The organism is Hydrogenophaga palleronii (assembly GCF_031457455.1).
Classification (GTDB): Bacteria; Pseudomonadota; Gammaproteobacteria; order Burkholderiales; family Burkholderiaceae_C; genus Hydrogenophaga; species Hydrogenophaga palleronii_A.
On the sequence record NZ_JAVDWU010000004.1, the window covers coordinates 266185 to 290456 of the forward strand.

The window sequence follows — 24272 nt, forward strand, 5'->3', positions numbered from 1 at the left end:
TGTCCCGACGCAGACAGTCGCCGTCGCCGCCAAGCGCTAGAGTGCCTGGCATGAAAACTTTCGAAACCTTGGCCGATCTGGCCGCATGTGTGGGCCAGGAAGTGGCGGTCAGCGACTGGGTGACCATCACCCAGGAACAGGTCAACCTGTTTGCGCAGGCCACGGGCGATCAGCAATGGATTCACGTCGATGTCGAACGCGCAAAGCAGGGATCGTTCGGCGCGCCCATCGCCCACGGCTTTCTGACCTTGTCGCTGTTGCCGGTGTTCTTCGAATCGTCCATGGAGGTGACGCAGTCGCGCATGGGTGTCAACTACGGCCTGAACAAGGTGAGGTTCACCGCACCCGTGCCTGTGGGCAGTCGATTGCGGGCCCGCATGACCTTGCTGGCCAGTGAGCCGATCGACAACGATGGTGTGCAGATGACCTGGTCAGTGCGCGTGGAGCGCGAAGGCGTTGAAAAGCCCGTGTGCGTGGCCGAGTCGCTGGTGCGGCGCTACCCATAGTGCATCAGAGGCTCCCACCTGCTTGGCGGCGGCCTACTTGATGCGGTTGATCTGCTTGGGGTCGAGCCAGCCTTCAAACACCCTGACCAGCCCGTTGATGCGCTCGGCCGCGATGCCTTGGTCGTGCTGTTGGGAAATCACCTGGTAGATGTCGTTGCGCAGCATCCAGAGCTCGCTCGGGGTCTTGGCGTTTTCGATCTTCAGCCGCAGGCGTTGCGCCGGCAGATTGAGACAGTCTTCGAAAGCGAGCAGGAGCGCCTTGCGGATTGCAGCAAGGTCTTTGAGCGAAGCTGTTCTGGACTTTCGAAAGCCCGGCTTGAGGGACACCCGGATGATTCGGGCAATGGTGGTGATCAATGGGTTCTCCGGGCGATCGGATGGATCGCACTTGCCTCGCTGCAGCGCCTGGGTTGACCTGCGCCACACAAAAGGCAGTTCCCAATTGTGCCGCACCGTGGCCATCGGGCGTGAGGGGGGCACCCCATGAAAAAGGTGACGCTTTTCACGCTGGCGTTGTTCCAAAGTCTTGCTGCCGCCATGCCTCGAACACCACCACCGCCACCGCATTGGACAGATTCAGGCTCCGCTGCCCCTGCCTCATGGGCAACCTGAGCCGCTGGGGAAACGGAAACTGGTTGCGAACTGCGTCAGAGAGTCCCTGGGTTTCCGAGCCAAAAACCAGCCAGTCACCGGGCCGGAACAGGGTATCGAAAACGTTGTGTTGACCATGGGTGGTGAGTGCAAACATGCGGTGCGGCTGCGGGCTCTCATCTTGCAGAAAACTCTCCCAATCACTGTGCCGGCGAACTTCTGCGTACTCGTGGTAGTCCAGGCCGGCGCGTCGCATCTGCTTGTCGTCCATGGAGAACCCCAGGGGTTCGATCAGATGCAACACACAGCCCGTGTTGGCACAAAGCCGGATCACATTGCCGGTGTTGGGCGGAATTTCAGGCGCAACCAGAACCACGTGAAACATGTCAGATCAACAGTTGCGGGAAGGGACCCGCTTCGGCGTTGTCCGGCGGGCGCATGGATGCCCAACGGCAGGTGGCGGGATGATACCGCCCGGGCTGGAGGTAGAGATGTGAAGCGCCATGTCTTCTCTGCATGCCCCGATGTCCGAGACGAGCGGGTGAACCCCTGTGCACCGTGTGCTGCAGTGCGTCCTACGCCGCAGGCGTGCGGGCAAACACCAGCGCACTGACCTGTTGCGCGCCCGCAGCCAGCAAGGCCAGGCCCGCCGCCTGAAGCGTGGCCCCGGTGGTGGTGACGTCATCCACCAACAGCACGTGTGATCCTGCCAATCGTGGCAATTCGGGCGGATTCACCAGGAACACGCCGCGCAAGTTGCGCATGCGCTCGTCGCGTGAGAGGCTGTGCTGGTCGGGTGTTTCGCCTGTGCGCAACAAGGCTTGCCCGAGCGGGGGTGCCACCTGTGCCTGGGTGCGCAGTGCTTGCAGCCGCAGTGCCTTGACCAGTTCCCAGGACTGGTTGTATCCGCGCATGGCCAGCCGTGTCGGCGTGAGCGGAACTGGAACGAGGGCATCGCAGTCAGACAGCAACTGGCGAGCCAGTGGTGTGCGCAACATCAGAGCCGCCATGGGCTGTGCCCAGCCGGGTTGCTGCCGGAACTTGAACTGGGCCACGATGTGGTCCCAAGGGTAAGCGTAGTCGACGGCGGCAATACACTGCCCGACGGCCGACCGCTCGATCCGTGTGATGCAACTGCCGCAGCGACCGGTGTCCACCGCCATGGGGGCCGCGCAGCAGGCGCAACGCAAGCGCGGCGCAGCAAATCGCTGAGCGCACGCTGCACAAATCGGTTGCGACGGCCAGCTTCCACACACCTCACAAATCGAAGGAAGCCAGTCTGCCTGTAGCGAGAGCGGGAAACGCATGGCGCCAATATACTGACGGGCCGCATCCGGCATGGGTCTGCCCCTGTCAGATGGCGCATCCCCTCACGTTGACCGTTTCCGTTGTCCGGTTGGTCCCCCGCCCGATCTCCACCCTTGCCACGCCGTTTTGAGCAACACTCCCGCCCCCGAGATTGCAGTGCCTGGAATGGACGTCGTTGCGGCCCACCGATGGCAGGCAGGCGTCCGGACGGAAAGCCCCTGGTTGCATGAGGAGGTGGCCTCGCGCATGGCGCAGCGACTGCCCTGGTTTCGGGAAAAGCCCACCAGCTGGTTGCATTGGGAGCCGGTGAACGGAGGTCTGGAAGGGCAACGCAAAGTGAGGGAATGGTTGCCGCAGGCCAAGTGTCATGTGAGTGCCAGACATCTGTCCCTGGCACTGGAAGCGACGCGAAACCCGGCGAAAGCATTCTGGAATCCGGCCCAGTGGACACGCAGTCGGCAGGTGGTTGCTGCCGCCCCGGACGCCGTCGTCGGCATGCTGTGGGCCAACATGGCCCTGCACTTCGAACCCCTGCCTCAGACATTGCTGCGCAAGTGGTTCGATCACATCGCCACCGACGGATTCCTGATGTTTTCGTGCCTCGGCCCGGACAGCCTGCACGAGCTGCGGCAGGTGTACCGCCAGGCCGGCTGGCCGGACCCGGCCCACGCGTTCACGGACATGCACGACTGGGGCGACATGCTGGTGCACAGTGGTTTTGCCGAACCGGTCATGGACATGGAGCGCATCACGCTCTCATACAGTGGCGCGGCACCTTTGTTGGCCGATCTTCGCGGGCTGGGCCGCAATCTCCAGAGCGGCCGTTTCAGGGGCTTGCGAGGGCGTGCCTGGCACGATCAATTGAAGGCGGCGATCGAAACTGGTCTGCCTCGGGACCAGGACGGGCGCCTGCTGTTGACATTCGAGATCATCTACGGTCACGCATTCAAGCCACTGCCCAAACCCGTGGCAAAGCCGAGCCAGACGGTGTCGGTCGAGGAAATGCGCGCCATGTTGCGATCCAACCGACGCTGAGCCTGCACGCAGCTTGCAAGGCTTCTTGCCTGAGCGAGGGCCTGCCATACCACCTTGTCCGACTCGGATGTGGCAGTTTGGTCAGGAAAAGCCCTGTTTGACCTCGCTACAATTGACGATTGTCAAAAACTTCTGGGCATTCTGGGCATATTCCCAGCGCCAACGCGCGTGGCTGAGGTCAGGCGCGGCCTTTTAGAGGTGGTGGATGTGAATCCAGTGAGCGATGGGTTCCAGTTGGCCTCGGTGTCTGACACCGGATGGAGTTGGTCCTTGCGCCGCAACTGTTCGATGGCGCCAGCCCAGCTGGCGTGGGTATTTGCGGGGTTGAGTGCACTGTCTTTGGCTGTGGCAGCGTTTTTCTGGTTTCAGGGCGCTGTGCTGGTATTGCCTTTTGCTGCATTGGAGCTGCTGGCGCTTGGCGCTGCGTTTCTTGCGACCGCGAGGCACGCCACCGATGGAGAACGAATCAGCCTCCACGAAGGCCGGCTGGTGGTGGAAGTGGAGTCCGCAGGGAGGATTCACAGGAGTGAGTTTGTTGCTGACCGGGTGCGTGTGCAGCCTGTCAGCGGGTATGCCTTGGTTGAGTTGGCGGGTGACGGACGTTCGGTCAGGTTGGGGCGGTTTGTTCGCGCGGAACTCCGACCTGTGCTGGCGAGAGAGTTGCGTCAGGCCCTTCGCGAAGGTTGAGCGGGGGTCAGGCAGATGGAATCCCGAGTGGATCGGGGCTGGAAAGTTTGTTCTAATCGGCATTGATATAAATCAATACTTATATTCGAGGCGGAAAAGTGAGTAAGACGAAAACGATGGGTCCGGGTGCAGAAGTTTCCATGCGGCACAAGCTGGGCGCGGCAAGAACCGCGTTGACAGGGTTGACGTTGAGTGCCGGCGTGTGGCTGAGCGCTGCGGCCCAGCGCGTCAACGACCTGCCTGGTGGACCGGCGGTCAACCAGCTCAACTTTGCCCCGCCTGTCACGCGCATTGCCGAAGAACAGCACTGGCTGCACTGGTTCATGATGGGCATCTGTGCCGTCATTTTCATCGTGGTGTTCGGGGTGATGTTCTATTCCATCCTCAAGCACCGCAAGTCGGTCGGCCACAAATCGCAGGTGCTCGCCGAGCCCATCTGGGTGGAGCTGGGCTGGACCATCGTTCCCCTGCTGATCGTGATCGGCATGGCCTTGCCAGCAACCAAGGTGCTGGTGGCCCAGAAAGACACGACCAACGCCGACCTGACCATCAAGGCCACGGGCATGCAGTGGAAATGGGGTTACGACTACATCAAGGGCGAAGGCGAGGGCATCGGCTTCCTCTCCACGCTCGACAACAATCACCGCGTGATGTCCAACAGCGGCAGCCCGGATGCCACCGACGACTACCTGCTCAAGGTGGACAACCCTCTGGTGGTGCCGGTCGGCAAGAAGATCCGCATCATCACCACGGCCAATGATGTGATCCATGCCTGGATGGTGCCTGCCTTTGGCGTGAAGCAGGACGCGATTCCCGGTTTCGTGCGCGACACCTGGTTCCGTGCCGAACAGACCGGCGACTTCTACGGCCAGTGCGCCGAGCTTTGCGGCAAGGAACACGCCTACATGCCCATCCATGTCAAAGTGTTGTCGGCCGAGGCCTATTCCGCCTGGGTGGCAGATCAGCAAAAAGCCATGGCCGCAGCCGCTGACGACCCAAGCAAGGTCTGGGAACTGGCCGACCTGGTCAAACGCGGTGAATCGGTTTATGTCGCCAACTGCGTGGCCTGCCACCAGGCCAGCGGCAAGGGTGCCGGCGCCATCAAGCCGCTGGATGGTTCAGCACTGGTCACCGACGCCGACCACAGCAAGATGATCAGTGTGTTGCTCAATGGTGCCGCAGGCGGTGCCATGCCCGCATGGAAGCAGCTTTCCGACACCGAACTGGCCGCCGTGATCACATATGCCAAGAACAACTGGTCCAACCAGACCGCCCAGATCGTGCAGCCTGCCGTCGTGCAGTCCGCCCGCCAGTGACCTGGTTGCCCCAAACACATTGAGTCTCAAAGGAATCGACCATGAGTGCAGTTCTTGACCACCACGATGCGCATGATCACGACCACGATCACCACGCCCCCACCGGCTGGCGGCGCTGGGTCTATGCCACCAACCACAAAGACATCGGCACGCTCTACCTGCTGTTTGCCTTCACCATGCTCATGGTGGGCGGCGTGCTGGCCCTGCTGATCCGTGCCGAGCTGTTCCAGCCCGGCCTGCAACTGGTCAACCCCGGCCTGTTCAACCAACTGACCACCATGCACGGCCTGATCATGGTGTTCGGCGCCATCATGCCGGCCTTCGTGGGCTTCGCGAACTGGATGATCCCGCTGCAGATCGGCGCTGGCGACATGGCTTTTGCGCGCATGAACAACTTCAGCTTCTGGCTGATGATTCCTGCGGCCATCATGCTGGTCGCCTCGTTCTTCATGCCCGGTGGCGCGCCCGCCGCCGGCTGGACCCTCTACGCGCCACTGACGCTGCAGATGGGCCCCTCGATGGACGCCGGCATCTTTGCCATGCATATCCTGGGCGCCTCGTCCATTATGGGCTCGATCAACATCATCGTCACCATTCTGAACATGCGCGCGCCCGGCATGACGCTGATGAAGATGCCGATGTTCTGCTGGACCTGGCTGATCACTGCCTACCTGCTGATCGCCGTGATGCCCGTGCTGGCTGGCGCCATCACCATGACGCTGACCGACCGCCACTTCGGCACCAGCTTCTTCAACCCCGCCGGCGGCGGCGACCCGGTGATGTACCAGCACATCTTCTGGTTCTTCGGCCACCCCGAGGTCTACATCATGATCCTGCCGGCCTTCGGTATCGTGAGCCAGGTCGTGCCCGCGTTCGCGCGCAAGAAGCTGTTCGGCTACGCCTCCATGGTGTACGCCACCGGGTCGATTGCCATCCTGTCCTTCGTCGTGTGGGCGCATCACATGTTCACCACCGGCATGCCGGTGACGGGCCAGCTGTTCTTCATGTACTCGACCATGCTGATCGCCGTGCCCACGGGCGTGAAGATCTTCAACTGGATCGCGACCATGTGGAGGGGCTCGATGACCTTCGAAACCCCGATGCTGTGGGCCGTCGGCTTCATCTTCGTGTTCACCATTGGGGGCTTCACCGGACTGATCCTGTCGGTGGCACCCATCGACATCCAGATGCAGGACACCTATTACGTTGTGGCGCACTTCCATTACGTGCTGGTGGCTGGTTCGCTGTTTGCGATGTTTGCCGGCATCTACTACTGGTTGCCCAAGTGGACCGGCGTGATGTACAGCGAGACCCGCGGCAAGATCCACTTCTGGTGGTCGATGATCTCCTTCAACATCACGTTCTTCCCCATGCACTTCCTGGGTCTGGCCGGCATGCCTCGGCGCTACGCCGACTACCCCATGCAGTTCGCCGACTTCAACGCCATTGCTTCGGTGGGCGCGTTTGGCTTCGGCATTGCGCAGGTTTATTTCTTTGTCGCCGTGATCCTGCCCGCCATGAAGGGCAAGGGGGAAAAAGCGGCTCAGAAGCCATGGGAAGGTGCCGAGGGTCTGGAGTGGGAAGTGCCTTCGCCGGCGCCGTTCCACACCTTCGAGACGCCACCCAAGCTCGATGCGACCGCCTCCAGGATCGTTGGCTGATGGCCGCATTGACCGGAGCCACAACCATGAAATCACCCGAGCAAAAGAAAAACAACCTGCGCCTGGGGTTGATCTTGGCGTCCGTGGCGCTGGTGTTCTTCCTGGGATTCATGGGCAAGATGATGTACCTCGGGGGCTGAGGCACCTGAACACAATGGCTACTGAGCACAACGCATGGGACTGAAGCGCGAAAACTTCAAGATGGTGGGCAAGCTCGGCGTGATCGCGCTGGGCATGTTTGCCTTCGGCTATGCGCTGGTGCCGATCTACCGTGCCATTTGCGAGGTCACAGGCATCAACATCCTGGCGCTGTCCGAGCGCGAAGTGCCTGGTGTTCGCCCTTCTCTGCCGGCCAACACGCAGGTCGACGCGTCGCGCACCATCACGGTCGAATTCGATGTCAATGTGCGTGGCCCCTGGCATTTCAAGCCTGAAGTGCGTTCGCTGCGGGTGCATCCAGGCGAACTCACCACGGTGATGTACGAGTTCCAGAACATCCAGAACCGCACCATGGCCGCGCAGGCCATTCCCAGTTATGCACCCCGGCAGTCGGCCAGCCACTTCAATAAGTTGGAGTGCTTCTGCTTCACCCAGTACACCCTTGAAGCAGGCGAAAAGAAGGCCTGGCCCGTGGCCTTCGTGATCGATCCGCGCTTGCCGAAAGATGTCACCACGATCACGCTCTCCTACACCTTCTTCGAAGTCGGGGGCAAGGTGCCCGCGGCACCGGTCGATGTGCCCGTGGCCGACGGTGTGGCAGTGAAAGCACCAGGGTCGGTATGAATCAGCCCATCCACAAGCGCAAGGGCTCCTGGACAGGCACCGTCAAGGCGGTGTTGTGGGGCTTTCTGGGTGTGCGGCGCAATGCAGACTACCAGGACGACATCGCCAAGCTCAACCCGCTGCACATCATTGCCGTGGGTGTGCTGATGGCGTTCCTGTTTGTTCTGGGTCTTATCTTTCTTGTGAACTGGGTCGTGGCCTCAGGTTCGGCTGGTTGATTCGCCCGTCGATTTTCTTTTTTCAGACATTCAAACAAGCGCTTTGCATTTAGGAGTGAGCATGTCAGCAGCATCCCACGGTACGACGCCCTACTACTACGTCCCCGGCCCCTCACGTCATCCCGTGATGGCCGCCATCGGCCTGTTTTTCGTGATCCTTGGCGCGGGTCAGTGGGTCAATGGCGCGGGCTGGGGCGCCTATTCGCTGGCATTCGGCCTGGCGTTCTGGTTGGTCGTGCTGTTCCAGTGGTTCCGCGATGCCGTCAGTGAGAGCGAAGGTGGCATGTACGGTCACAAGATCGACCTGTCCTACCGCTGGAGCATGAGCTGGTTCATCTTTTCGGAGGTGATGTTTTTTGGCGCATTCTTCACCGCCTTGTGGTGGGCCCGGGTGCAGTCGGTCCCCAGCCTGGGCGACTTCGAAAACTCGATCATCTGGCCCGATTTTTCTGCCATCTGGCCCAGTACCCAGGCCGGCGCCACCGCGTCGCCTGCGGGCATCGTCGAGCCATTCCAGACCATGGGACCGTTCTGGTTGCCCACCATCAACACCGCATTGCTGCTGACCTCCGGCGTCACATTGACCATCGCTCACCATGCGCTGCAGGTCGGTCAACGGGCCAAGACCATCGCCTTCATGTGGATGACCGTGCTGCTTGGCGTCATCTTCCTTTGTGTGCAGGGTTATGAGTACTACCACGCGTACGCGGACCTGAATCTCAAGCTGTCTTCTGGCATCTTTGGTTCGACCTTCTTCATGCTGACCGGTTTCCACGGGTTCCACGTGTTTGTGGGCATGTTGATGCTGCTGTTCATCACCTTGCGCCTGCAGAAGGGGCATTTCACAGCCAAGAGCCACTTTGGTTTTGAAGGCGCTGCTTGGTACTGGCACTTCGTGGACGTGGTCTGGCTGGGGCTGTACATCCTTGTGTACTGGATGTGATGAAGACGCCGGCGGCGGATCGCCTGCTTGGAGCTCCTTGAAAAAAAGCGCCTCCTGGCGCTTTTTTTCTTGAACGTTTTGAAGGGTTCCCGAGCTTGACCGATTTCAGCCTCTCAGCGGCAGCCCGGTGGGCTGAATCCAGCCCATCCGGTAGCTGATCAACACCACCACAAACAACAAGATGGAGAAGCCGACGCGGAAAGCCAGCGCACGTGCCATGTGCTTGTTGCGCGGGGCATCCGGGTCGGTCGGGTCGGCACCGGGACCCCGGTCGCCGCGCAGCATGAACACCAGCGCCACGGCCAGGCTGCCGATGATCGCCACAAAACCTGCAAGGACCAGATACTTCATGGGCACAATTATCGATGTTCGACGCATTGCGAATGTGGTGACGCTGTGAGGGGATCGACCTGGCGGTTCTGGCTGGTGACCTTGGCCACGTTGCTGACCATGGCGGTCACCGCTGCACTGGGTCTTTGGCAACTCGACCGTGCCGCGCAGAAGCGGAACCTCCAGGCCAGCATTGACGAGCGCGCCGCACTGCCCGCCTGGAGCGAAGCCGATGTGCTGAGGATGGCCGATCCAGACGCTGGCTTACACCGTGCGGTGCGCCTTTCAGGTGAATGGGTGCCCAATGCCACTCTTTTTCTGGACAACCGCCAGATGGAAGGGCGCCCGGGCTTTTACGTGATCACGCCGTTGCGCCTGGCGGGCAGCACGCAGGCGGTGCTGGTGCAGCGGGGCTGGGTACCCAGGGACTTCGAGGATCGCAGCCGCGTGCCCGAGGTGGTGACCCCCGAAGGTGGGGTTGGCGTGGAGGGGCGCTTGGCCCCGCCGCCGGGCAAGCTATACGAACTCGGAAAGGCGGGCGCCGGTCTGATCCGGCAAAATGTCGACCTTGAGGCGCTTACCCAGGAATGGGGAGTGCCCTTGCTGGCTCTGTCGGTTGTTCAGACCGGAGACGCCGACGATGGCTTGCGGCGGGAGTGGCCCGTTGTTGCCGCTGGCGTGCAAAAGCACCACGGCTACGCATTCCAGTGGTTTGGTTTGTGCGCTCTTGCCGGTTTCCTGTACGTCTGGTTCCAGTTCATTTCCCCCCGCCGAAAGCGCAGTCTCCATGTCTCAGACACCTGACGAACCCTTGACTTTGACCGTGCACAGCATGCCAAGGCTGGATGCCGCCAGCACAAGCGAAGCCGCCAGCACACGAAGCGGGCGCTGGAAGATGTTGCTGTTGTTCCTGGTCTGTGCGGCTCCGGTGATTGCTTCGTACTTCACCTATTACGTGATCCGGCCTGAAGGCCGGCGCAACTATGGTGAACTGATCGATCCGCAGCGTCCGATACCGGCCCTGACGGGTATCAATGCGAAGGGACAATCGGTGCCATTGACCGCCCTGAAGGATCAGTGGCTGCTCATCAGTGTGGCCGACAGCGCATGCGACGAAGGGTGTCAGAAACATTTGTACCTGCAGCGCCAACTCAGGGAGACGCTGGGGCGCGAGAAAGACCGCCTGGACTGGGTCTGGCTGCGCACCGGATCGGTCGAGCTCGCTGAACCACTGCGCACGGCCACTGCGGCGGCCGAGGTGTTGCTGGTGGATGCCGATGCCCTGGCCGCCTGGCTGGCGCCGGCGGAAGGTCGGCGCATCGAGGACCACCTCTATGTGGTCGACCCCCTGGGCAACTGGATGATGCGCTTTCCTGCCGACGTGGACCCTAAACAGGCCAAACGGGACCTGGACCGGTTGTTGCGGGCGTCCGCGTTCTGGGACAAGCCAGGAAGGCCATGAACCACCCCCCGCGCCGCTTCGCGTCACCCCCCTCTCTCTCGCCTTCGGTGGGAGGGGGGCAACACCTGCGCGCCGGCGAAGCCGGTCGCGCGGTGTTCTTTGACAGCGTTCCTGCAAAGCGCGGTGTGTCTTGATCACTCCATTGACGATGCCCTGACATGGACACCCAATCCCTTTACGACCTCGCACCCGTTGCCCGGCTCATGCTGCTGGGTGTGGTGATTGCGATCGGGCCGCTGGCCTGGGTGTGGTTGCGCAGTCGGCATGCCACACCCGCGCACCGTCTGAGAATGCTCACCCTGGTCACCTTGTTTCTGACTTTCGATCTGGTGCTGTTTGGTGCGTTCACGCGGCTGACGGATTCGGGTCTGGGCTGCCCCGACTGGCCGGGTTGTTATGGCAGTGTGAGTCCCGTCGGCGCGAGTGCGTCCATTGCAGCAGCCCAGGAAGCCATGCCCACCGGGCCGGTGACGTTCTCCAAGGCCTGGATCGAAATGATCCATCGCTACCTGGCCACCGCAGTGGGGGTGCTGATCATGGTGCTCATGGCGGTGACCTGGGTTGAGCGCAGGCATGTCGCCGTCTCGTTCTGGTGGCCGTTTCTCACTTTTGTGTGGGTGTGTGTGCAAGGCGCCTTTGGTGCCCTGACCGTGACCATGAAGCTGTTTCCTGCGATCGTGACCCTCCATCTGCTGGGCGGCATGATGCTGCTCGCCCTGCTGCGGGCGCAGGCGGTGGCCTACACGCTGGCTCAGCCCCGGGGACCCATGTCGGTCCCGCTGGGGGGCAATCTGCGTTTCTGGCTCTGGCTGGTGTTCGCGCTGGTCTGGGTGCAGATTGCGCTGGGTGGCTGGGTGAGCACCAACTACGCGGTGCTGGCCTGCCGCGACTTTCCCACCTGCCAGGGCAGTTGGTGGCCGGTGATGCACTTCAGCGAAGGCTTTACCTTGTGGCGCGAGCTGGGGCTGAACCGCTCGGGTGATGCCATCGCCTTCCCGGCCTTGACCGCCATCCATTACGTGCATCGGCTTGCGGCCTATGTCGTACTGCTGGCCTTGCTCTGGATGGCCCGGCGCCTGTGGTCGGTGCCCGGCATGCGGAGCACGGCCAGCTCACTGCTGCTGATCGCGCTTTGGCAGTTGGCCAGTGGCTTGAGCAACGTGGTGCTGGAGTGGCCGCTGGTGGCTGCCGTGGCCCACACGGGCGGCGCGGCTGCGCTGGTCATCGTGCTCATGGGGGCGCTGTCCGGCAGCCATTCGGTCAACGACAAATTCCATATGTCGCAATTCAATATTTCCAAGTTGTCCCGATGAGCGCCGCGCCTACCTCCACCGCTGTTGGGGCGATGCCGTCCACGTGGCGCCAGTTCTATGCCCTGACCAAACCGCGCGTGATCCAGCTGATCGTCTTCTGCGCCTTGATCGGCATGGTCCTGGCCGTGCCTGGCGTGCCCAGCTGGGCTCAGGTCCAGCTGGCGGCCATCGCCTGCTTCGGTATCTGGCTGGTCGCCGGGGCGGCAGCCGCCTTCAACTGCGTGGTGGAACAGCGCATCGACGCGAAGATGAAGCGCACGGCGTGGCGGCCCACTGCCAAGGGCCAGCTGACCAACCTGCAGACCCTCAGCTTTTCTGCGTTGCTCTGTGCAGTGGGGTCCGCTGTGCTGTACTTCTGGGTCAATCCGCTGACCATGTGGCTGACCTTTGCCACCTTTGTGGGCTATGCGGTGATCTACACCGTGATCCTCAAGCCGCTCACGCCGCAGAACATCGTGATCGGCGGCGCCTCCGGCGCCATGCCGCCCGTGTTGGGCTGGGTCGCCATGACGGGAGTGGTTTCACCCGAATCGCTGATCCTCTTTCTGATCATCTTTCTGTGGACGCCGCCGCATTTCTGGGCGCTGGCGTTGTACCGCGTCGAGGACTACCGCAAGTCGGGTCTGCCCATGCTGCCGGTCACGCACGGTTCGGAATTCACCCGCTTGCAGATCCTGCTCTACACCTTTGTGCTGTTCGCCGCCTGCCTGATGCCGTTCATGATGCGCATGAGCGGCTGGTTCTATCTGGTGTCTGCCGTGCTGCTGAGCATCGGGTTTTCAGGTTACGCCTTTGCGCTGTGGCGCGACTATTCCGATGCCTTGGCGCGCAAGACCTTCCGCTTTTCCCTGATCCATCTTTCGCTGCTTTTTGCCGCGCTGCTGATCGACCACTACCTTTAGATCCGAGCATCCATGGGCCTTCCCACCTTCATTCGGCGCCGCACCCTGCTGGCAGTCGCCAGCGCACTCGCCCTGACCCTGGCAGCCTGCGACAGCAAGCCCGCCTTCTCCGGTATCGATATCACGGGCGCCGACTACGCCACCGGTTTCTCACTCACCGACCACAATGGCCAGCCACGCACCCTCGCCGATTTTCAGGGCAAGGTCGTGGTGGTCTTTTTTGGCTTCACCCAGTGTCCTGACGTGTGCCCCACCTCCATGAGCGAAATGGCCGAAGCCAAGCGCCTGCTGGGGGCCGATGGCGACCGGTTTCAGGGCCTGTTCATCAGCGTCGATCCCGAGCGTGACACGCCGGAGATCATGCGCGAGTACATGGCAAGCTTCGATCCCACTTTCCTTGCCTTGTACGCCGCACCAGAAGCCCTGCCCGACGTGGCCAAGTCGTTTCGCATCTACTACAAAAAGGTCGAGGGCAGTACGCCTACCAGCTACACCATGGATCACTCGGCGGGCAGCTACGTGTACGACCCGCAAGGCCGGATCCGGCTGTACAACCGGTACGGCAGCGGCGCACAAGCTCTGGCCAACGACGTCAAGCTGCTGTTGGATCAGTGAAGCTCGGTAGGTAGTGGATCCTGGTTACGGAGCCTACTCAACACGGCGAAAAAACCAAGGCCGCCTCCGGCGAGGCGTGCACCGTCCAGCAGGCACCGAGGAACCGGCTTTGCCGGGCCTCTGGTATCGCCCCCTTGAGGGGGTCGCGCACAGCGCGGCGGGGGTGTTAGTCCACCTTCGCTCCGCTCAGCTTGACCATGCGCTCGTACTTGGCGCGTTCCTTGTTCATGAAAGCGTCGAAAGCCTCGGGTGTGCTGGGTGCGGGTTCGGCCATCAGCGTCGCAAAGCGCGCTTTCACTTCGGGCGAACGCAAGGCTTCGGTGAAAGCGGCGTTGAGTTTGGCCACTGTGTCTGCCGGCACGCCGCTGGGGACCACCAGTCCCCACCAGGTGTCGATCTCGAAGCCGGGCAAGGTGTCCGCAACGGTCGGCACGTCGGGCATCACGGGAGAGCGCTGCGCGGTGGTCACCGCCAGCGCCTTGAGTCGCCCGGCGCGGATGTTGCCGGCGGCGGTGGCGAGGTTGTCGAAGTTGAAGTCGACTTGGCCGGCCAGCAGCGCAGCTTGTGCCGGGTTGCCGCCGTTGTAGGGAATGTGCACCGCGAAAATACCGGCCTGGTTCTTGAAGAGTTCGCCCGCCAGGTGACCGGCGCTGCCGTTGCCACCAGAGCCGTAGTTCAGCTTGCCCGGGTTGCTCTTGCCATAGCGGATCAGGTCGGCCACGCTGTTGATGCCCAGGCGTTGTGCCGTTTCTGCGTTGATCACCAGCACGTTGGGCACACGGAGCATCTGGGTGACGGGTGCAAAGTCCTTGACCGGGTCGTAGGGGAGCTTGCTGAACAGCCAGGGGTTGATGCCGTGCGACGCGGTGGTGGCGATGCCCAACGTCAGGCCGTCGGGCGCCGAGCGGGCCGCAGCGCCCACACCGATGTTCCCGCCAGCGCCCGCGCGGTTGTCCACGATGACGGTCCCCAACGATCCCTTGACCGCCTCAGCCAAAACGCGCGCCGTCACGTCAATGGGGCCACCGGCCGCGAAGGGCACGATGATGCGGGTGGTGCTGCCCTGGGCCAGGCCCAGTCCGGGCAGTGCCAGGCTGGCGGCGAGCAGGGTGCTCTGTGCAAGCAGTTGGCGGCGTCTCATCATGGTGTTGTCTCCTGGGGGTGAAGGGGGGCGCGGCAAGAACACTGTCACAGCTTGTCGGCAGCGGTGGTGAACGAGTCGGCAAAGAATTCTTCAGGGGGCAGACCCGCCAGCGTGCTGTATTCAGCCCGGGCCGATTCCACGACGATGGGCGCACCGCAGGCGTAGACCTGATGGCCCGACAGATCGGGGATGTCCTCCAGCACGGCCTTGTGAACGAAACCCGTGCGGCCGCTCCAGCCATCTTCAGGCAGGGCGTCGGAGACCACCGGCACATAGCGCAGGTTAGGCATCTCGGCGAGGCGGGCTTCGATCCACGCGCTCTGGTAGAGATCGGCGGGGCGGCGACCGCCCCAGTAGAGCGTTGCTTCGCGCGTGATGCCCTTGAACTGCATGTGCTCGATCAGCGCCTTGATGGGCGCAAACCCGGTGCCGGAGGCCAGCAACACCATGGGCTTGTCGCTGTCTTCGCGCAGGAAGAAGCTGCCATAAGGGCCTTCAATGCGCAGAATGTCCTTTTCCTTCATGGCGCTGAAGACATGGTCGGTGAACTTGCCGCCCGGCATGTGGCGCAGATGCAGTTCCATGCGTGGCTGGCCGACCTGGGTGTGCGGCGCATTCGCCATGGAGTAGCTGCGACGGTCGCCGTCGCGCAGCAGGAATTCAACATACTGTCCCGCGTGGTACTGAAAGGTGTCGCTCGCCGGCAGCTGAAGGTTCAGCACGATCACGTCGTGCGACACGCGCTCCAGCGAATTCACGCGCACCGGCATCTTCTTGATGGGAAAGGCGCCGGCCTCGGTCACCTGCCGGGACTCCAGAACCACGTCGGTGTGCGCCACCCCGCAGCAGGTGAGCACGTAGCCCGCGGCCTCCTCGTCGGCACTCAGGGCTTTGGACTGGTGCACCCCGTGGACCACCGAGCCGCTCAGCAGCTTGCATTTGCAGGAGCCACAGGCGCCGTCCTTGCATCCGTAGGGAAGTCCGATGCCCTGGCGGATGCCTGCGGCCAGCATGGCCTCGTTGGGCTCTGCGGTGAATGTGCGCCCGCTGGGCTCGACGGTGATGGTGAATGTCATACTGGACGAAAAATGGTTGCAGGCACGCCAGTGCACGTTCGGGCGCCTGGCAACCCGTCATTGTCGCAAATTCGGAAATTGCATGAGCCTTCTTGGCGCTTTGCCCGCACGCTTCCGGCGTGAACGGGTGTTGATCATCGGGTGTGGGGACGTGGGACAGCGCACCGCTCGCGTGCTGGGCCAGGGCCGACGGGTGCGTCTGCTGGCACTCACTTCATCGTCCCTGCGTGCGCCAGGCTTGCGCGCACAAGGCATCACACCGTTGCTGGGCAATCTGGATGAGCCGCGCAGCCTGCAACGCTTGGCGGGCCTGGCCACGCGCGTGCTGCACCTGGCGCCACCCCCTTCGGGCGAGCTGGCCGACTGGCGGCTGGATCCTCGCACCCGGGCGCTCACGCGCGCGCTGGCCCAGCGCTGCGCGCCGCGCGCGGTGGTGTACGGGTCCACCACCGGTGTGTACGGCGACCGGCAAGGTCAGTGGGTGAGCGAGTCGACCCTGGCGCATCCGCTGACCCCGCGCGCCTGGCGGCGGGTGGACGCAGAGGCGGCGGTGCACAGCTGGGGCCGCGCCAGCGGTGTGCGGACCACGGTGCTGCGCATCCCCGGCATCTACGCCCCGGATCGCGAAGGTGGCACACCACGCGAGCGCCTGTTGCGTGGCACCCCGGTGCTGCAGGCCGAAGACGATGTCTATACCAACCACATCCATGCCGACGACCTGGCCCGCGCCTGTGTGCTGGCACTCTGGCGCGGGCGGCCGCAGCGCAACGTGAATGTGGTCGACGACACCCAGCTCAAGATGGGCGACTACTTTGATCTTGCTGCTGACCTGTATGGCCTGCCCCGTCCGCCCCGCGTGCCCCGGGTCAGCGCAGGCGAACAGCTGTCGCTGATGTTGTTGAGCTTCATGAGCGAGTCGCGCCGCCTGACCAACAGCCGCATGAAGGACGAGCTTCGACTCGTGCTGCGCTACCCGACGGTCAACGAAGGGTTGCGCTAGGAGCGTTGATCTCTGGGCTCAGATCACACCGATGGAACGCATCAGCAGCAGCGTGTAGCCCAGGTAGATCGCTACCAGCACCGCGCCCTCCACGCGGTTGACCCGGCCAGGTCTGCCCCGCCATCCCCAGCCCATGACGAACAGGAGCAGCGTCAGGCCGGCCATCACCGTGAAGTCGCGCGAGAGCACCTCAGTGGCCACTTCGACGGGCGCAATGGCGCTGGCGATGCCCACCACGGCCAGCGTGTTGAACAGGTTCGAACCCAGCACATTGCCCAGCGCGATGTCATGCTCGCCTTTGCGGGCCGCCGCCACGCACGAGGCCAGTTCCGGCAGCGAGGTGCCCACGGCCACCACGGTCAGGCCAATGATGAGATCGCTCACGCCCAGCGACTGCGCAATCGCCACCGCACCCCACACCAGCAACCGCGAACTCGCAATCAGCACGATCAATCCCACCGCCAGCCACATCAGCGCGCGAGGCAACGGCATGGCATGGGCTTGCAGTTCGGTCGAGGTTTCAAATGCCAGTGCGTCGTTGCCACCTCGCATGCCTTCCACAATCGACCAGGTCATGAGCAGGGCGAACACGCCCAGCAGAATGGCGCCATCCATGCGGCTAAGCGAGCCGTTCCAGGCCAGCACGCCGGCCAGCGCGGTCACGCCCGCCAGGATGGGCAGTTCCTTGCGAAGGATGAGCGAATGCACGGTGATCGGATTGACCAGCGCTGTGATGCCCAGGATCAGCGCGATGTTGGCAATGTTCGAGCCCCATCCGTTGCCCAGTGCCAGGCCGGGGTTGCCTTGCAAGGCAGCGTTCGTCGAAACCACCATTTCTGGCGCCGAGGTGCCAAAGCCCACAATCACCATGCCGACCAGCAGCGGCGGGACCGAGAAATGGGTGGCTGTGGCCGAGGCCCCTTCCACAAAACGGTCAGCGCTCCAGACCAGCAGGGCAAGGCCGGCGAGGATGGCGAGTGAGGGCATCAACATGGCATGTTCCAGGGTGGGCCAAGGGTAGCAGGCGGCGCAGAAGGGGGAAACACAATCAACAGAAAAGGCCGCACAACGTGAGCTGTGCGGCCTTGTCAGGGTCTGGTGCCGGGGGCCGGAATCGAACCGGCACGGTGTCTCCACCGGCAGATTTTGAATCTGCTGCGTCTACCAATTTCGCCACTCCGGCAGGTGTGAGAATTCGAAATTATGGCACAGTGCAACGTATGAAATACCCAACGATCGAAGACGCCATTGGCAAGACGCCGCTGGTGGCCCTGCAACGCCTGGGTGCCGCTGAAAACGCGGCCAGAGGCAATGTGCTGCTGGGCAAACTGGAAGGCAACAATCCGGCCGGATCGGTGAAAGACCGTCCAGCGCTGTCCATGATCCAGCGGGCCGAGGAGCGTGGCGAAATCCGGCCCGGCGATACCCTGATCGAGGCGACCTCGGGCAATACCGGCATTGCGCTGGCCATGGCCGCAGCCATCAAGGGCTACCGCATGGTGCTGATCATGCCGGAGGACCTGTCCATCGAACGCGCGCAGACCATGAAGGCCTTTGGCGCCGAGCTCATCCTCACGCCCAAGAGCGGGGGCATGGAATCCGCTCGCGACCTGGCCGACAAGATGGCGCGAGAAGGCAAGGGCCGGGTGCTCGACCAGTTTGCCAACGAAGACAACCCCCGTATCCACTACGAGACCACAGGCCCCGAGCTGTGGGAGCAGACCGGCGGGCGCATCACGCACTTCGTGAGCGCCATGGGCACCACCGGCACCATCACCGGCGTGTCGCGTTTCCTGAAAGAGAAGAACCCGGACATCCGCATCATCGGCGCCCAGCCCAGCGAGGGGTCCCGCATTCCGGGCATTCGCAAGTGGCCTCAGGAATACCTCCCCAAGATTTACGATGCCTCGCGCGTGGATGAGCTGGTGTATGTGAGCCAGTCCGACGCCGAGGAAATGTGTCGCAAGCTGGCGCGAGAAGAGGGTATCTTTGGTGGCATATCCGCAGCGGGCGCCTGCTGGGTGGCCTTGCAACTGGCGCAGCGGGTGGAAAACGCCACCATTGTGTTCGTGGTCTGCGACCGGGGTGATCGCTATCTGTCCACGGGCGTGTTTCCTGCGTGATGGAGGGCTCCCCCCTGCGCCGCTTACGCGGCTTCCCCCCTCTCTGGCGCGCCAGGGGCGCTTGGAGGGGGGACGGCATCTTGGGCCGGCGGAGCCGTCCCTTGCTGCCCCTTGATCAAGACACTTCGCGCCGGAGCCTTCGACTCACTTCCCTGCGCCGATTTGCGGCGCGGTGCCCTTGGTCCTTGTGCTTTGGCGCTCGATTCGGTCGCTCTCCATTGACGTGAGGTTATGAGATGAGTGTTGATTACAAGTACTGCCCGGTTTGTGCTTCGCCTCTGGCGATGCTGGGGCAAGAGGAGGATGGTGGTTTCAAAGAGCGGCTGCGTTGTGCGGGCTGTGGCTTCACGCACTGGAACAATCCCACGCCGGTGCTGGCCGCGATCGTGGAGCTGGATGGCCAGGTGCTGCTGGCACGCAATGCAGCCTGGACTTCCCGCATGTTTGGTCTGATCACCGGGTTCATGGAAGCTGGCGAAACGCCGGAGGAGGGCATTCGCCGCGAGATTGCGGAAGAGACCAGTCTTCAGGTGGGCGCGCTGCAACTGGTGGGTGTGCACGACTTCCAGCGCATGAACCAGATCATCATCACCTACCACGCAGTGGCTCAGGGCGAGGTGCATCTGTCGCCCGAACTGGTCGAATACAAGCTGTTGGCGCCCGAGCAGGTGAAATGCTGGCGTGCGGGCACCGGGCTCGCGCTGGCCGACTGGCTGCGTTCCCGCGGGCACGAACCGCAGTTCATGGAAGACTTTTCGTCTGGCGCTTGAGGCTGGTGGGGGGCGCCTGAGAGCATCCCCACTTTGTGTATTGAAAGCCCGAGACGCTTAGAATCACGCCAATCAAGGAAACCCCATGCACGTCAACAAAGAGCTCGATGCCCGTGGTCTGAACTGCCCGTTGCCCATCCTGAAGGCAAAAAAGGCACTGGCCGACATGACCAGTGGTCAGGTGCTTCGCGTGATTTCAACTGACGCAGGTTCGGTGCGTGACTTCCAGGCATTCGCCAAGCAGACCGGCAATGAGCTGGTCGAGCAGCAGACGGTGGGTGCCGACCACATCTCTGTGCTCAAACGTCGCTGAACGTTCAGCGGCTTGTCACTTCCCAAGCAACAGCGCCCGCCATGGAAGTGCTCCTGGTCGATCCGCTGGTTCCCGAAGCCCTGGCCTGGCTGCAGGAGCGGCACGATGTGAGCTTCAGGCCGGAGTTGGCCGACGATCCCATTGAGCTTCGCAAGCACACCTACAAGACCCGGGCGATCGTGCTGCCGCCGCACGTGGTGGTGTCTCAGGAGTTCCTGAACTTTTCTCCCAAGCTGCAGGTGGTGGCGCGCATGCAGGTGTCCAGCGACAACACCGATCTGGATGCCTGTGCCCGCCGCGGGGTGCGCGTGGTGCAGGCCCGCAGTGCCACGGTTCGCTCCAACGCGGAGTACATCTTGTATGGCCTGCTGATGCTGTATCGCAGGGGCATGGTGAGCGCCCTGCTGGGACGCAAGCTATCGCAGATCCGCATGGGGCGGGAGCTGGCGGGCAGTACCGTGGGCTTGCTGGGCCTGGCGCCGGTGGCGCACACGCTGGCCCCCATGCTGCGCAGCCTGGGCGTGAGACTGGTGGGCTACGACCCTGCCGTGCATCACGCCGCCCCCATCTGGGACAAGCTGGGCGTCGAGCCCGTCACCGTGCAGGAACTGCTGGGCCGTTCAGACGCGGTGTCGCTGCAGGTGGTCTATGCCTCGCGTTTCCGGGGCTGGATCAATGAGCGCATGCTCAGTCATTGCAAGCCAGGCCAGCTGTGGGTGGGGGTGAGCCGATCTTCATTGTTTGAGCCTGAAGCCCTGGCACTGGCGCTCTCTGACGGTCGCATTGATGCCTGCCTGCTCGATGGTGCCAGCCCCCAGTTCGCCGCCGAGGGCACGCCATTGCACGGAGCGCCCAATCTCCATCTGACCCCCCGGTTGGGGTCCCACACCAGGGAAGCCAAGCTCAGAGCGAGCTGGTACGTGGCCCATCGCATTCACGAGACGCTCGCGCCCTCCATCCACCGGGATGTACCGCAAAGCGACTTTTCGGCGCTCGACAGCCTCGATTTCGCCGACCCGGAGGGCCCGCCATCGATGACGCCTTCTCAGTGGGAAACCGTGGCCGAGCAGAAACGCTAGCGCGAACCGCCCCTGCACCGTGCGGTGGTTGATCAGTCCGCCAGGCGTTTCAGCTGTTCCTGGACTTTTGCCAGAGTGGCCGTGAAATCCGCCACGCGCTTCTTCTCCTGATCGATCACCGCTGGCGGTGCCTTGGCCACGAAGGCTTCGTTGGCCAGCTTGCCATTGGCTTTGGCGATCTCGCCTTCGAGCCGCGTGGCTTCCTTGCCCAGGCGGGCTTTTTCGGCCGCCAGGTCGATCTCCATGAACAGGCACAAGCGCGCTTCGCCCACCACCGCCACCGGGGCGGCCTGGGCGGCAGCTGCCCAGCTGGCCTCGTCGTCAAACGCCCGCACTTCGTTGAGTTTGGCCAGGGCCTGCAGCACCGGGCCGGCGGCGCGCATGAAACTGGCATCGCCCACGGTGTAGAGCGGCAGGCGCGTGGCCGGCGATACATTCATCTCGCCGCGCAGGGTGCGGCAGGCATCGACCAGCGACTTCAGCTTGACCACGTGCGCGATGGCGGCCTCGTCGATCTTGCTGGGCTGGCTCTCGGGGTAGCGCGCCACGCTGACCGATTCGCCCGGCAGGCCGGCCACGGGTGCGACCTTCTGCCAGAGTTCTTCAGTGATGAAGGGAATGACGGGATGCGCCAGGCGCAGGATGGCTTCGAGCGTGCGGATCAGCGTGCGGCGTGTGGCGCGCTGCTGTGATTCGTCGCCGGTCTGGATTTGCACCTTGGCGATTTCCAGGTACCAGTCGCAGAACTCGTTCCAGACAAAGTCATAGATGGCATTGGCCACGTTGTCCAGCCGGTACTCGGCGAAGCCCTTGGCCACTTCAGCCTCCACCTTCTGCAGCACCGAACTGATCCAGCGGTCGGCCTGGCTGAAGCTCAGGTAGCCGTGGAAAGGTTGGCCGACGGCGCATTCTTCCTTGGTGTGTTCCTTCAGGCCGCAGTCCTGGCCTTCGCAGTTCATCAGCGTGAAGCGGGTGGCGTTCCAGAGCTTGTTGCAGAAGTTGCGATAGCCCTCGCAGCGCTTGCTGTCGAAGTTGATGCTGCGGCCGAGTGAGGCCAGCGCGGCGAAGGTGAAGCGCAGAGCGTCGGCACCGTAGGCGGGGATGCCTTCGGGGAATTCCTTTTCGGTCTGCTTGCGCACCTTGGGCGCGGTTTCGGGCTTGCGCAGGCCGGTGGTGCGTTTTTCCAGCAGGGCACTCAGGTCAATGCCGTCGATCAGGTCCACCGGGTCGAGCACGTTGCCTTCGCTCTTGCTCATCTTCTGGCCTTGCGCGTCGCGCACCAGACCGTGGATGTAGACGTGCTTGAATGGGACGCGGCCGGTGAAGTGGGTCGTCATCATGATCATCCGGGCGACCCAGAAGAAGATGATGTCGTAGCCGGTGACCAGCACGCTGCTGGGCAGGTAGAGGTTGTAGTCGTCGGTGGCCTCGTCGCCTTGTTCTGGCCAGCCCATGGTGCTGAACGGAACCAGGGCAGACGAGTACCAGGTGTCGAGCACATCAGGATCGCGCAAGAGCACCTTGCCCGGTGCCTGGGCCTGTGCGTCGGCTTCATTGCGCGCCACGATCACTTCGCCGTCTTCGGTGTACCAGGCCGGGATCTGGTGGCCCCACCAGAGCTGGCGGCTGATGCACCAGTCCTGGATGTTGTTCATCCACTGGTTGTAGGTGTTGACCCAGTTCTCGGGTACGAAAGTCACTTCGCCCGACTGCACGGCGGCAATGGCCTTGTCAGCAATGGAGGTGCCGCTGGTGTTTTTCTCGTTGCCCTTGGACTGCATGGCCACGAACCACTGGTCGGTCAGCATGGGCTCAATCACCTGGCCGGTGCGCGCGCATCGCGGCACCATGAGCCTGTGCTTCTTCACCTCCACCAGCAGGCCGGCGGCTTCCAGGTCGGCCACCACGGCCTTGCGGGCCACGAAGCGGTCGAGTCCGCGGTATTTTTCGGGCGCGTTTTCATTGACGGTGGCGTTGAGGGCCAGCACGCCGATGATCGGCAGGTTGTGGCGTTGACCCACGGCGTAGTCGTTGGCATCGTGGGCAGGCGTGACCTTGACCACGCCTGTGCCGAAGGCGCGGTCCACGTAGTCGTCGGCAATGACCGGAATGTCGCGGTCGCACAGCGGCAGCTTGACCATCTGGCCGATCAGGTGGCTGTAGCGCTCGTCTTCCGGGTGCACCATCACGGCCACGTCGCCCAGCATGGTCTCCGGGCGGGTGGTGGCCACGGTGAGTGAGCCGCTGCCGTCTGCCAATGGGTAGGCAATGTGCCAGAGCGAACCTTCTTCCTCTTCGCTCTCCACCTCCAGGTCAGACACCGCCGACATCAGCACCGGGTCCCAGTTCACCAGGCGCTTGCCGCGGTAGATCAGGCCTTGTTCGTACAGACGCACAAAGGTCTCGGTCACCACGGTCGACAGCTTGTCGTCCATGGTGAAGTACTCGCGGTCCCAGTCCACGGAGTCGCCCATGCGGCGCATCTGCGTGGTGATGGTGTTGCCGCTTTCTTCCTTCCATTCCCAGACCTTGGCCACGAAGTTCTTGCGCGCTTCGGCGGGCGTGGGCCCCATGTCGTGGCGGCTGATGCCCTGCGCCTGCAATTGCCGCTCCACCACGATCTGTGTGGCGATGCCGGCGTGGTCGGTGCCCGGCACCCAGACCGTGTTGTGCCCGCGCATGCGGTGGTAGCGCGTGAGGCTGTCCATGATGGTCTGGTTGAACGCGTGGCCCATGTGCAGCGTGCCGGTCACGTTGGGCGGGGGCAGCTGGATCGCGAACGAAGGCGCACCGGCTTCCGGTACGCCCGTGCCCCGGAAGCCGGCGCGGCCATGGCCTTTCTGTTCCCAGAAGGGGCCCCATTGGGCTTCGATGGCGGCGGGTTCAAAGGATTTCGACAGGCTGTCGAGACCAGGCTGGGCGGGCGTTTGAGACATGGTGGAATCCGGGGGGTAGAGGCCGGGCGGTGCAGGTGGAGTGACTTGCTCCCGGCAGGGAAGCCCTCGATTTTACGGGCCGTCGATGAAATCCCCGGCTGGGCGGTGATGTCAGGCGTGCCGAGGCTGGACTGGGGGCAGCCTGGAGACAGATGCAGAAT

At 63.0% G+C, this 24272-nt stretch carries 27 protein-coding genes and 1 tRNA gene; 19 read left to right on the forward strand and 9 right to left on the reverse strand.

The features are described from left to right. The first annotated feature begins 50 nt into the window (after positions 1-50). On the forward strand, positions 51-506 hold the full coding sequence (locus J2W49_RS11325; protein WP_310315713.1) for a MaoC family dehydratase: 456 nt from the start codon (positions 51-53) through the stop codon (positions 504-506). A 33-nt stretch (positions 507-539) separates the two neighbouring features. On the opposite strand, the gene J2W49_RS11330 is transcribed toward J2W49_RS11325, so the two are convergent. From J2W49_RS11330 to J2W49_RS11340, 3 genes are all read right to left on the reverse strand, one after another. Continuing rightward, positions 540-863: a hypothetical protein gene (locus J2W49_RS11330; protein WP_310315715.1), complete on the reverse strand. Its 324-nt coding sequence runs from the start codon at positions 861-863 to the stop codon at positions 540-542. A gap of 145 nt (positions 864-1008) precedes the next feature. Further along, positions 1009-1482 (reverse strand): tRNA (uridine(34)/cytosine(34)/5-carboxymethylaminomethyluridine(34)-2'-O)-methyltransferase TrmL, encoded by a 474-nt coding sequence (gene trmL / locus J2W49_RS11335; protein WP_310315716.1) that lies wholly within the window; start codon positions 1480-1482, stop codon positions 1009-1011. Positions 1483-1672: 190 nt separating this feature from the next. Continuing rightward, the gene (locus tag J2W49_RS11340; RefSeq protein WP_310315718.1) at positions 1673-2260 is read right to left on the reverse strand and encodes a ComF family protein; all 588 of its coding nucleotides are present in this window, start codon (positions 2258-2260) and stop codon (positions 1673-1675) included. A gap of 310 nt (positions 2261-2570) precedes the next feature. Between J2W49_RS11340 and J2W49_RS11345 the strand changes: the two genes are divergently transcribed. The 8 genes from J2W49_RS11345 to J2W49_RS11380 all read left to right on the forward strand — a co-directional run bounded on the left by J2W49_RS11345 (position 2571) and on the right by J2W49_RS11380 (position 9048). Continuing rightward, positions 2571-3440 (forward strand): methyltransferase domain-containing protein, encoded by an 870-nt coding sequence (locus tag J2W49_RS11345; protein WP_310315720.1) that lies wholly within the window; start codon positions 2571-2573, stop codon positions 3438-3440. Between the two features lie 54 nt (positions 3441-3494). Further along, on the forward strand, positions 3495-4127 hold the full coding sequence (locus J2W49_RS11350; RefSeq protein ID WP_310315721.1) for a DUF2244 domain-containing protein: 633 nt from the start codon (positions 3495-3497) through the stop codon (positions 4125-4127). 140 nt (positions 4128-4267) lie between these two features. After that, positions 4268-5443 (forward strand): cytochrome c oxidase subunit II, encoded by a 1176-nt coding sequence (coxB, locus tag J2W49_RS11355; protein ID WP_310315723.1) that lies wholly within the window; start codon positions 4268-4270, stop codon positions 5441-5443. A 41-nt stretch (positions 5444-5484) separates the two neighbouring features. Continuing rightward, positions 5485-7104 carry a cytochrome c oxidase subunit I gene (gene ctaD / locus J2W49_RS11360; RefSeq protein WP_310315724.1) on the forward strand — a complete coding sequence of 540 codons (1620 nt, stop codon included), beginning with the start codon at positions 5485-5487 and terminating at the stop codon, positions 7102-7104. A gap of 26 nt (positions 7105-7130) precedes the next feature. Then, the gene (locus tag J2W49_RS11365) at positions 7131-7244 is read left to right on the forward strand and encodes a cytochrome oxidase small assembly protein (protein WP_310315726.1); all 114 of its coding nucleotides are present in this window, start codon (positions 7131-7133) and stop codon (positions 7242-7244) included. A gap of 34 nt (positions 7245-7278) precedes the next feature. Then, complete coding sequence (locus tag J2W49_RS11370; protein ID WP_310315729.1) at positions 7279-7887, forward strand: cytochrome c oxidase assembly protein; 609 nt, start codon at positions 7279-7281, stop codon at positions 7885-7887. Beyond that, on the forward strand, positions 7884-8105 hold the full coding sequence (locus tag J2W49_RS11375) for a DUF2970 domain-containing protein (protein ID WP_310315731.1): 222 nt from the start codon (positions 7884-7886) through the stop codon (positions 8103-8105). Before J2W49_RS11370 ends, J2W49_RS11375 begins: the two co-directional genes overlap by 4 nt. Before the next feature lie 61 nt (positions 8106-8166). Further along, entirely contained in the window at positions 8167-9048 is an 882-nt protein-coding gene (locus J2W49_RS11380) for a cytochrome c oxidase subunit 3 (RefSeq protein ID WP_310315733.1), read from the forward strand. Positions 9049-9153: 105 nt separating this feature from the next. Here J2W49_RS11380 and J2W49_RS11385 read toward each other — a convergent pair whose 3' ends face one another. Continuing rightward, positions 9154-9399 carry a twin transmembrane helix small protein gene (locus tag J2W49_RS11385; RefSeq protein WP_310315735.1) on the reverse strand — a complete coding sequence of 82 codons (246 nt, stop codon included), beginning with the start codon at positions 9397-9399 and terminating at the stop codon, positions 9154-9156. A 99-nt stretch (positions 9400-9498) separates the two neighbouring features. On the opposite strand from J2W49_RS11385, the gene J2W49_RS11390 reads away from it, so the two are divergent. The 5 genes from J2W49_RS11390 to J2W49_RS11410 all read left to right on the forward strand — a co-directional run bounded on the left by J2W49_RS11390 (position 9499) and on the right by J2W49_RS11410 (position 13670). Then, positions 9499-10182, forward strand: a complete 684-nt coding sequence (locus J2W49_RS11390) for an SURF1 family protein (protein ID WP_310316318.1) — start codon at positions 9499-9501, stop codon at positions 10180-10182. Then, complete coding sequence (locus J2W49_RS11395; RefSeq protein ID WP_310315737.1) at positions 10166-10840, forward strand: hypothetical protein; 675 nt, start codon at positions 10166-10168, stop codon at positions 10838-10840. Before J2W49_RS11390 ends, J2W49_RS11395 begins: the two co-directional genes overlap by 17 nt. 158 nt (positions 10841-10998) lie before the next feature. Further along, the gene (locus tag J2W49_RS11400) at positions 10999-12153 is read left to right on the forward strand and encodes a COX15/CtaA family protein (RefSeq protein ID WP_310315739.1); all 1155 of its coding nucleotides are present in this window, start codon (positions 10999-11001) and stop codon (positions 12151-12153) included. Beyond that, on the forward strand, positions 12150-13055 hold the full coding sequence (cyoE, locus tag J2W49_RS11405) for a heme o synthase (RefSeq protein ID WP_310315742.1): 906 nt from the start codon (positions 12150-12152) through the stop codon (positions 13053-13055). Before J2W49_RS11400 ends, cyoE begins: the two co-directional genes overlap by 4 nt. A gap of 12 nt (positions 13056-13067) precedes the next feature. Next, positions 13068-13670: an SCO family protein gene (locus J2W49_RS11410; protein WP_310315744.1), complete on the forward strand. Its 603-nt coding sequence runs from the start codon at positions 13068-13070 to the stop codon at positions 13668-13670. A gap of 166 nt (positions 13671-13836) precedes the next feature. Here J2W49_RS11410 and J2W49_RS11415 read toward each other — a convergent pair whose 3' ends face one another. Both J2W49_RS11415 and J2W49_RS11420 read right to left on the reverse strand, forming a co-directional pair. Next, a complete protein-coding gene (locus J2W49_RS11415; protein WP_405001011.1) occupies positions 13837-14814 on the reverse strand; it encodes a Bug family tripartite tricarboxylate transporter substrate binding protein in 978 nt (325 codons plus the stop codon). Between the two features lie 44 nt (positions 14815-14858). After that, positions 14859-15890 (reverse strand): CDP-6-deoxy-delta-3,4-glucoseen reductase, encoded by a 1032-nt coding sequence (locus tag J2W49_RS11420; protein ID WP_310315746.1) that lies wholly within the window; start codon positions 15888-15890, stop codon positions 14859-14861. Positions 15891-15972: 82 nt separating this feature from the next. Between J2W49_RS11420 and J2W49_RS11425 the strand changes: the two genes are divergently transcribed. Further along, positions 15973-16890 (forward strand): SDR family oxidoreductase, encoded by a 918-nt coding sequence (locus tag J2W49_RS11425; protein WP_310315748.1) that lies wholly within the window; start codon positions 15973-15975, stop codon positions 16888-16890. Positions 16891-16908: 18 nt separating this feature from the next. Here J2W49_RS11425 and J2W49_RS11430 read toward each other — a convergent pair whose 3' ends face one another. Further along, positions 16909-17883 carry a calcium/sodium antiporter gene (locus J2W49_RS11430; RefSeq protein ID WP_310315750.1) on the reverse strand — a complete coding sequence of 325 codons (975 nt, stop codon included), beginning with the start codon at positions 17881-17883 and terminating at the stop codon, positions 16909-16911. Between the two features lie 103 nt (positions 17884-17986). Beyond that, positions 17987-18073: transfer RNA gene (locus tag J2W49_RS11435), tRNA-Leu, on the reverse strand. 37 nt (positions 18074-18110) lie between these two features. Here J2W49_RS11435 and cysM point away from each other — a divergent pair. The 4 genes from cysM (at position 18111) to J2W49_RS11455 (ending at position 21175) form a co-directional block, all read left to right on the forward strand. Beyond that, complete coding sequence (gene cysM / locus J2W49_RS11440) at positions 18111-19013, forward strand: cysteine synthase CysM (RefSeq protein ID WP_310315752.1); 903 nt, start codon at positions 18111-18113, stop codon at positions 19011-19013. 236 nt (positions 19014-19249) lie between these two features. Continuing rightward, positions 19250-19783 carry an NUDIX hydrolase gene (locus J2W49_RS11445; RefSeq protein WP_310315753.1) on the forward strand — a complete coding sequence of 178 codons (534 nt, stop codon included), beginning with the start codon at positions 19250-19252 and terminating at the stop codon, positions 19781-19783. A gap of 85 nt (positions 19784-19868) precedes the next feature. After that, positions 19869-20096, forward strand: a complete 228-nt coding sequence (locus J2W49_RS11450) for a sulfurtransferase TusA family protein (protein ID WP_310315755.1) — start codon at positions 19869-19871, stop codon at positions 20094-20096. Between the two features lie 41 nt (positions 20097-20137). Next, complete coding sequence (locus tag J2W49_RS11455; protein ID WP_310315757.1) at positions 20138-21175, forward strand: NAD(P)-dependent oxidoreductase; 1038 nt, start codon at positions 20138-20140, stop codon at positions 21173-21175. 32 nt (positions 21176-21207) lie between these two features. On the opposite strand, the gene J2W49_RS11460 is transcribed toward J2W49_RS11455, so the two are convergent. After that, positions 21208-24111, reverse strand: coding sequence for a valine--tRNA ligase (locus tag J2W49_RS11460; protein WP_310315759.1), 2904 nt, complete (start codon positions 24109-24111; stop codon positions 21208-21210). Positions 24112-24272 lie beyond the last annotated feature (161 nt).

What these genes read in the sequence shown, in the direction of transcription:
- J2W49_RS11365 (WP_310315726.1), top strand. Translation starts at nt 7,131, where the DNA reads ATGAAATCACCCGAGCAAAAGAAAAACAACCTGCGCCTGGGGTTGATC.
- J2W49_RS11425 (WP_310315748.1), top strand. Translation starts at nt 15,973, where the DNA reads ATGAGCCTTCTTGGCGCTTTGCCCGCACGCTTCCGGCGTGAACGGGTG.
- cyoE (WP_310315742.1), top strand. Translation starts at nt 12,150, where the DNA reads ATGAGCGCCGCGCCTACCTCCACCGCTGTTGGGGCGATGCCGTCCACG.
- J2W49_RS11395 (WP_310315737.1), top strand. Translation starts at nt 10,166, where the DNA reads ATGTCTCAGACACCTGACGAACCCTTGACTTTGACCGTGCACAGCATG.
- J2W49_RS11445 (WP_310315753.1), top strand. Translation starts at nt 19,250, where the DNA reads ATGAGTGTTGATTACAAGTACTGCCCGGTTTGTGCTTCGCCTCTGGCG.
- J2W49_RS11385 (WP_310315735.1), bottom strand. Translation starts at nt 9,399, where the DNA reads ATGAAGTATCTGGTCCTTGCAGGTTTTGTGGCGATCATCGGCAGCCTG.
- J2W49_RS11375 (WP_310315731.1), top strand. Translation starts at nt 7,884, where the DNA reads ATGAATCAGCCCATCCACAAGCGCAAGGGCTCCTGGACAGGCACCGTC.
- J2W49_RS11420 (WP_310315746.1), bottom strand. Translation starts at nt 15,890, where the DNA reads ATGACATTCACCATCACCGTCGAGCCCAGCGGGCGCACATTCACCGCA.
- trmL (WP_310315716.1), bottom strand. Translation starts at nt 1,482, where the DNA reads ATGTTTCACGTGGTTCTGGTTGCGCCTGAAATTCCGCCCAACACCGGC.
- J2W49_RS11430 (WP_310315750.1), bottom strand. Translation starts at nt 17,883, where the DNA reads ATGTTGATGCCCTCACTCGCCATCCTCGCCGGCCTTGCCCTGCTGGTC.
- J2W49_RS11325 (WP_310315713.1), top strand. Translation starts at nt 51, where the DNA reads ATGAAAACTTTCGAAACCTTGGCCGATCTGGCCGCATGTGTGGGCCAG.
- J2W49_RS11400 (WP_310315739.1), top strand. Translation starts at nt 10,999, where the DNA reads ATGGACACCCAATCCCTTTACGACCTCGCACCCGTTGCCCGGCTCATG.
- J2W49_RS11370 (WP_310315729.1), top strand. Translation starts at nt 7,279, where the DNA reads ATGGGACTGAAGCGCGAAAACTTCAAGATGGTGGGCAAGCTCGGCGTG.
- J2W49_RS11410 (WP_310315744.1), top strand. Translation starts at nt 13,068, where the DNA reads ATGGGCCTTCCCACCTTCATTCGGCGCCGCACCCTGCTGGCAGTCGCC.
- cysM (WP_310315752.1), top strand. Translation starts at nt 18,111, where the DNA reads ATGAAATACCCAACGATCGAAGACGCCATTGGCAAGACGCCGCTGGTG.
- J2W49_RS11380 (WP_310315733.1), top strand. Translation starts at nt 8,167, where the DNA reads ATGTCAGCAGCATCCCACGGTACGACGCCCTACTACTACGTCCCCGGC.
- ctaD (WP_310315724.1), top strand. Translation starts at nt 5,485, where the DNA reads ATGAGTGCAGTTCTTGACCACCACGATGCGCATGATCACGACCACGAT.
- J2W49_RS11345 (WP_310315720.1), top strand. Translation starts at nt 2,571, where the DNA reads ATGGACGTCGTTGCGGCCCACCGATGGCAGGCAGGCGTCCGGACGGAA.
- coxB (WP_310315723.1), top strand. Translation starts at nt 4,268, where the DNA reads ATGCGGCACAAGCTGGGCGCGGCAAGAACCGCGTTGACAGGGTTGACG.
- J2W49_RS11460 (WP_310315759.1), bottom strand. Translation starts at nt 24,111, where the DNA reads ATGTCTCAAACGCCCGCCCAGCCTGGTCTCGACAGCCTGTCGAAATCC.
- J2W49_RS11415 (WP_405001011.1), bottom strand. Translation starts at nt 14,814, where the DNA reads ATGATGAGACGCCGCCAACTGCTTGCACAGAGCACCCTGCTCGCCGCC.
- J2W49_RS11450 (WP_310315755.1), top strand. Translation starts at nt 19,869, where the DNA reads ATGCACGTCAACAAAGAGCTCGATGCCCGTGGTCTGAACTGCCCGTTG.
- J2W49_RS11340 (WP_310315718.1), bottom strand. Translation starts at nt 2,260, where the DNA reads ATGGCGGTGGACACCGGTCGCTGCGGCAGTTGCATCACACGGATCGAG.
- J2W49_RS11455 (WP_310315757.1), top strand. Translation starts at nt 20,138, where the DNA reads ATGGAAGTGCTCCTGGTCGATCCGCTGGTTCCCGAAGCCCTGGCCTGG.
- J2W49_RS11390 (WP_310316318.1), top strand. Translation starts at nt 9,499, where the DNA reads ATGGCGGTCACCGCTGCACTGGGTCTTTGGCAACTCGACCGTGCCGCG.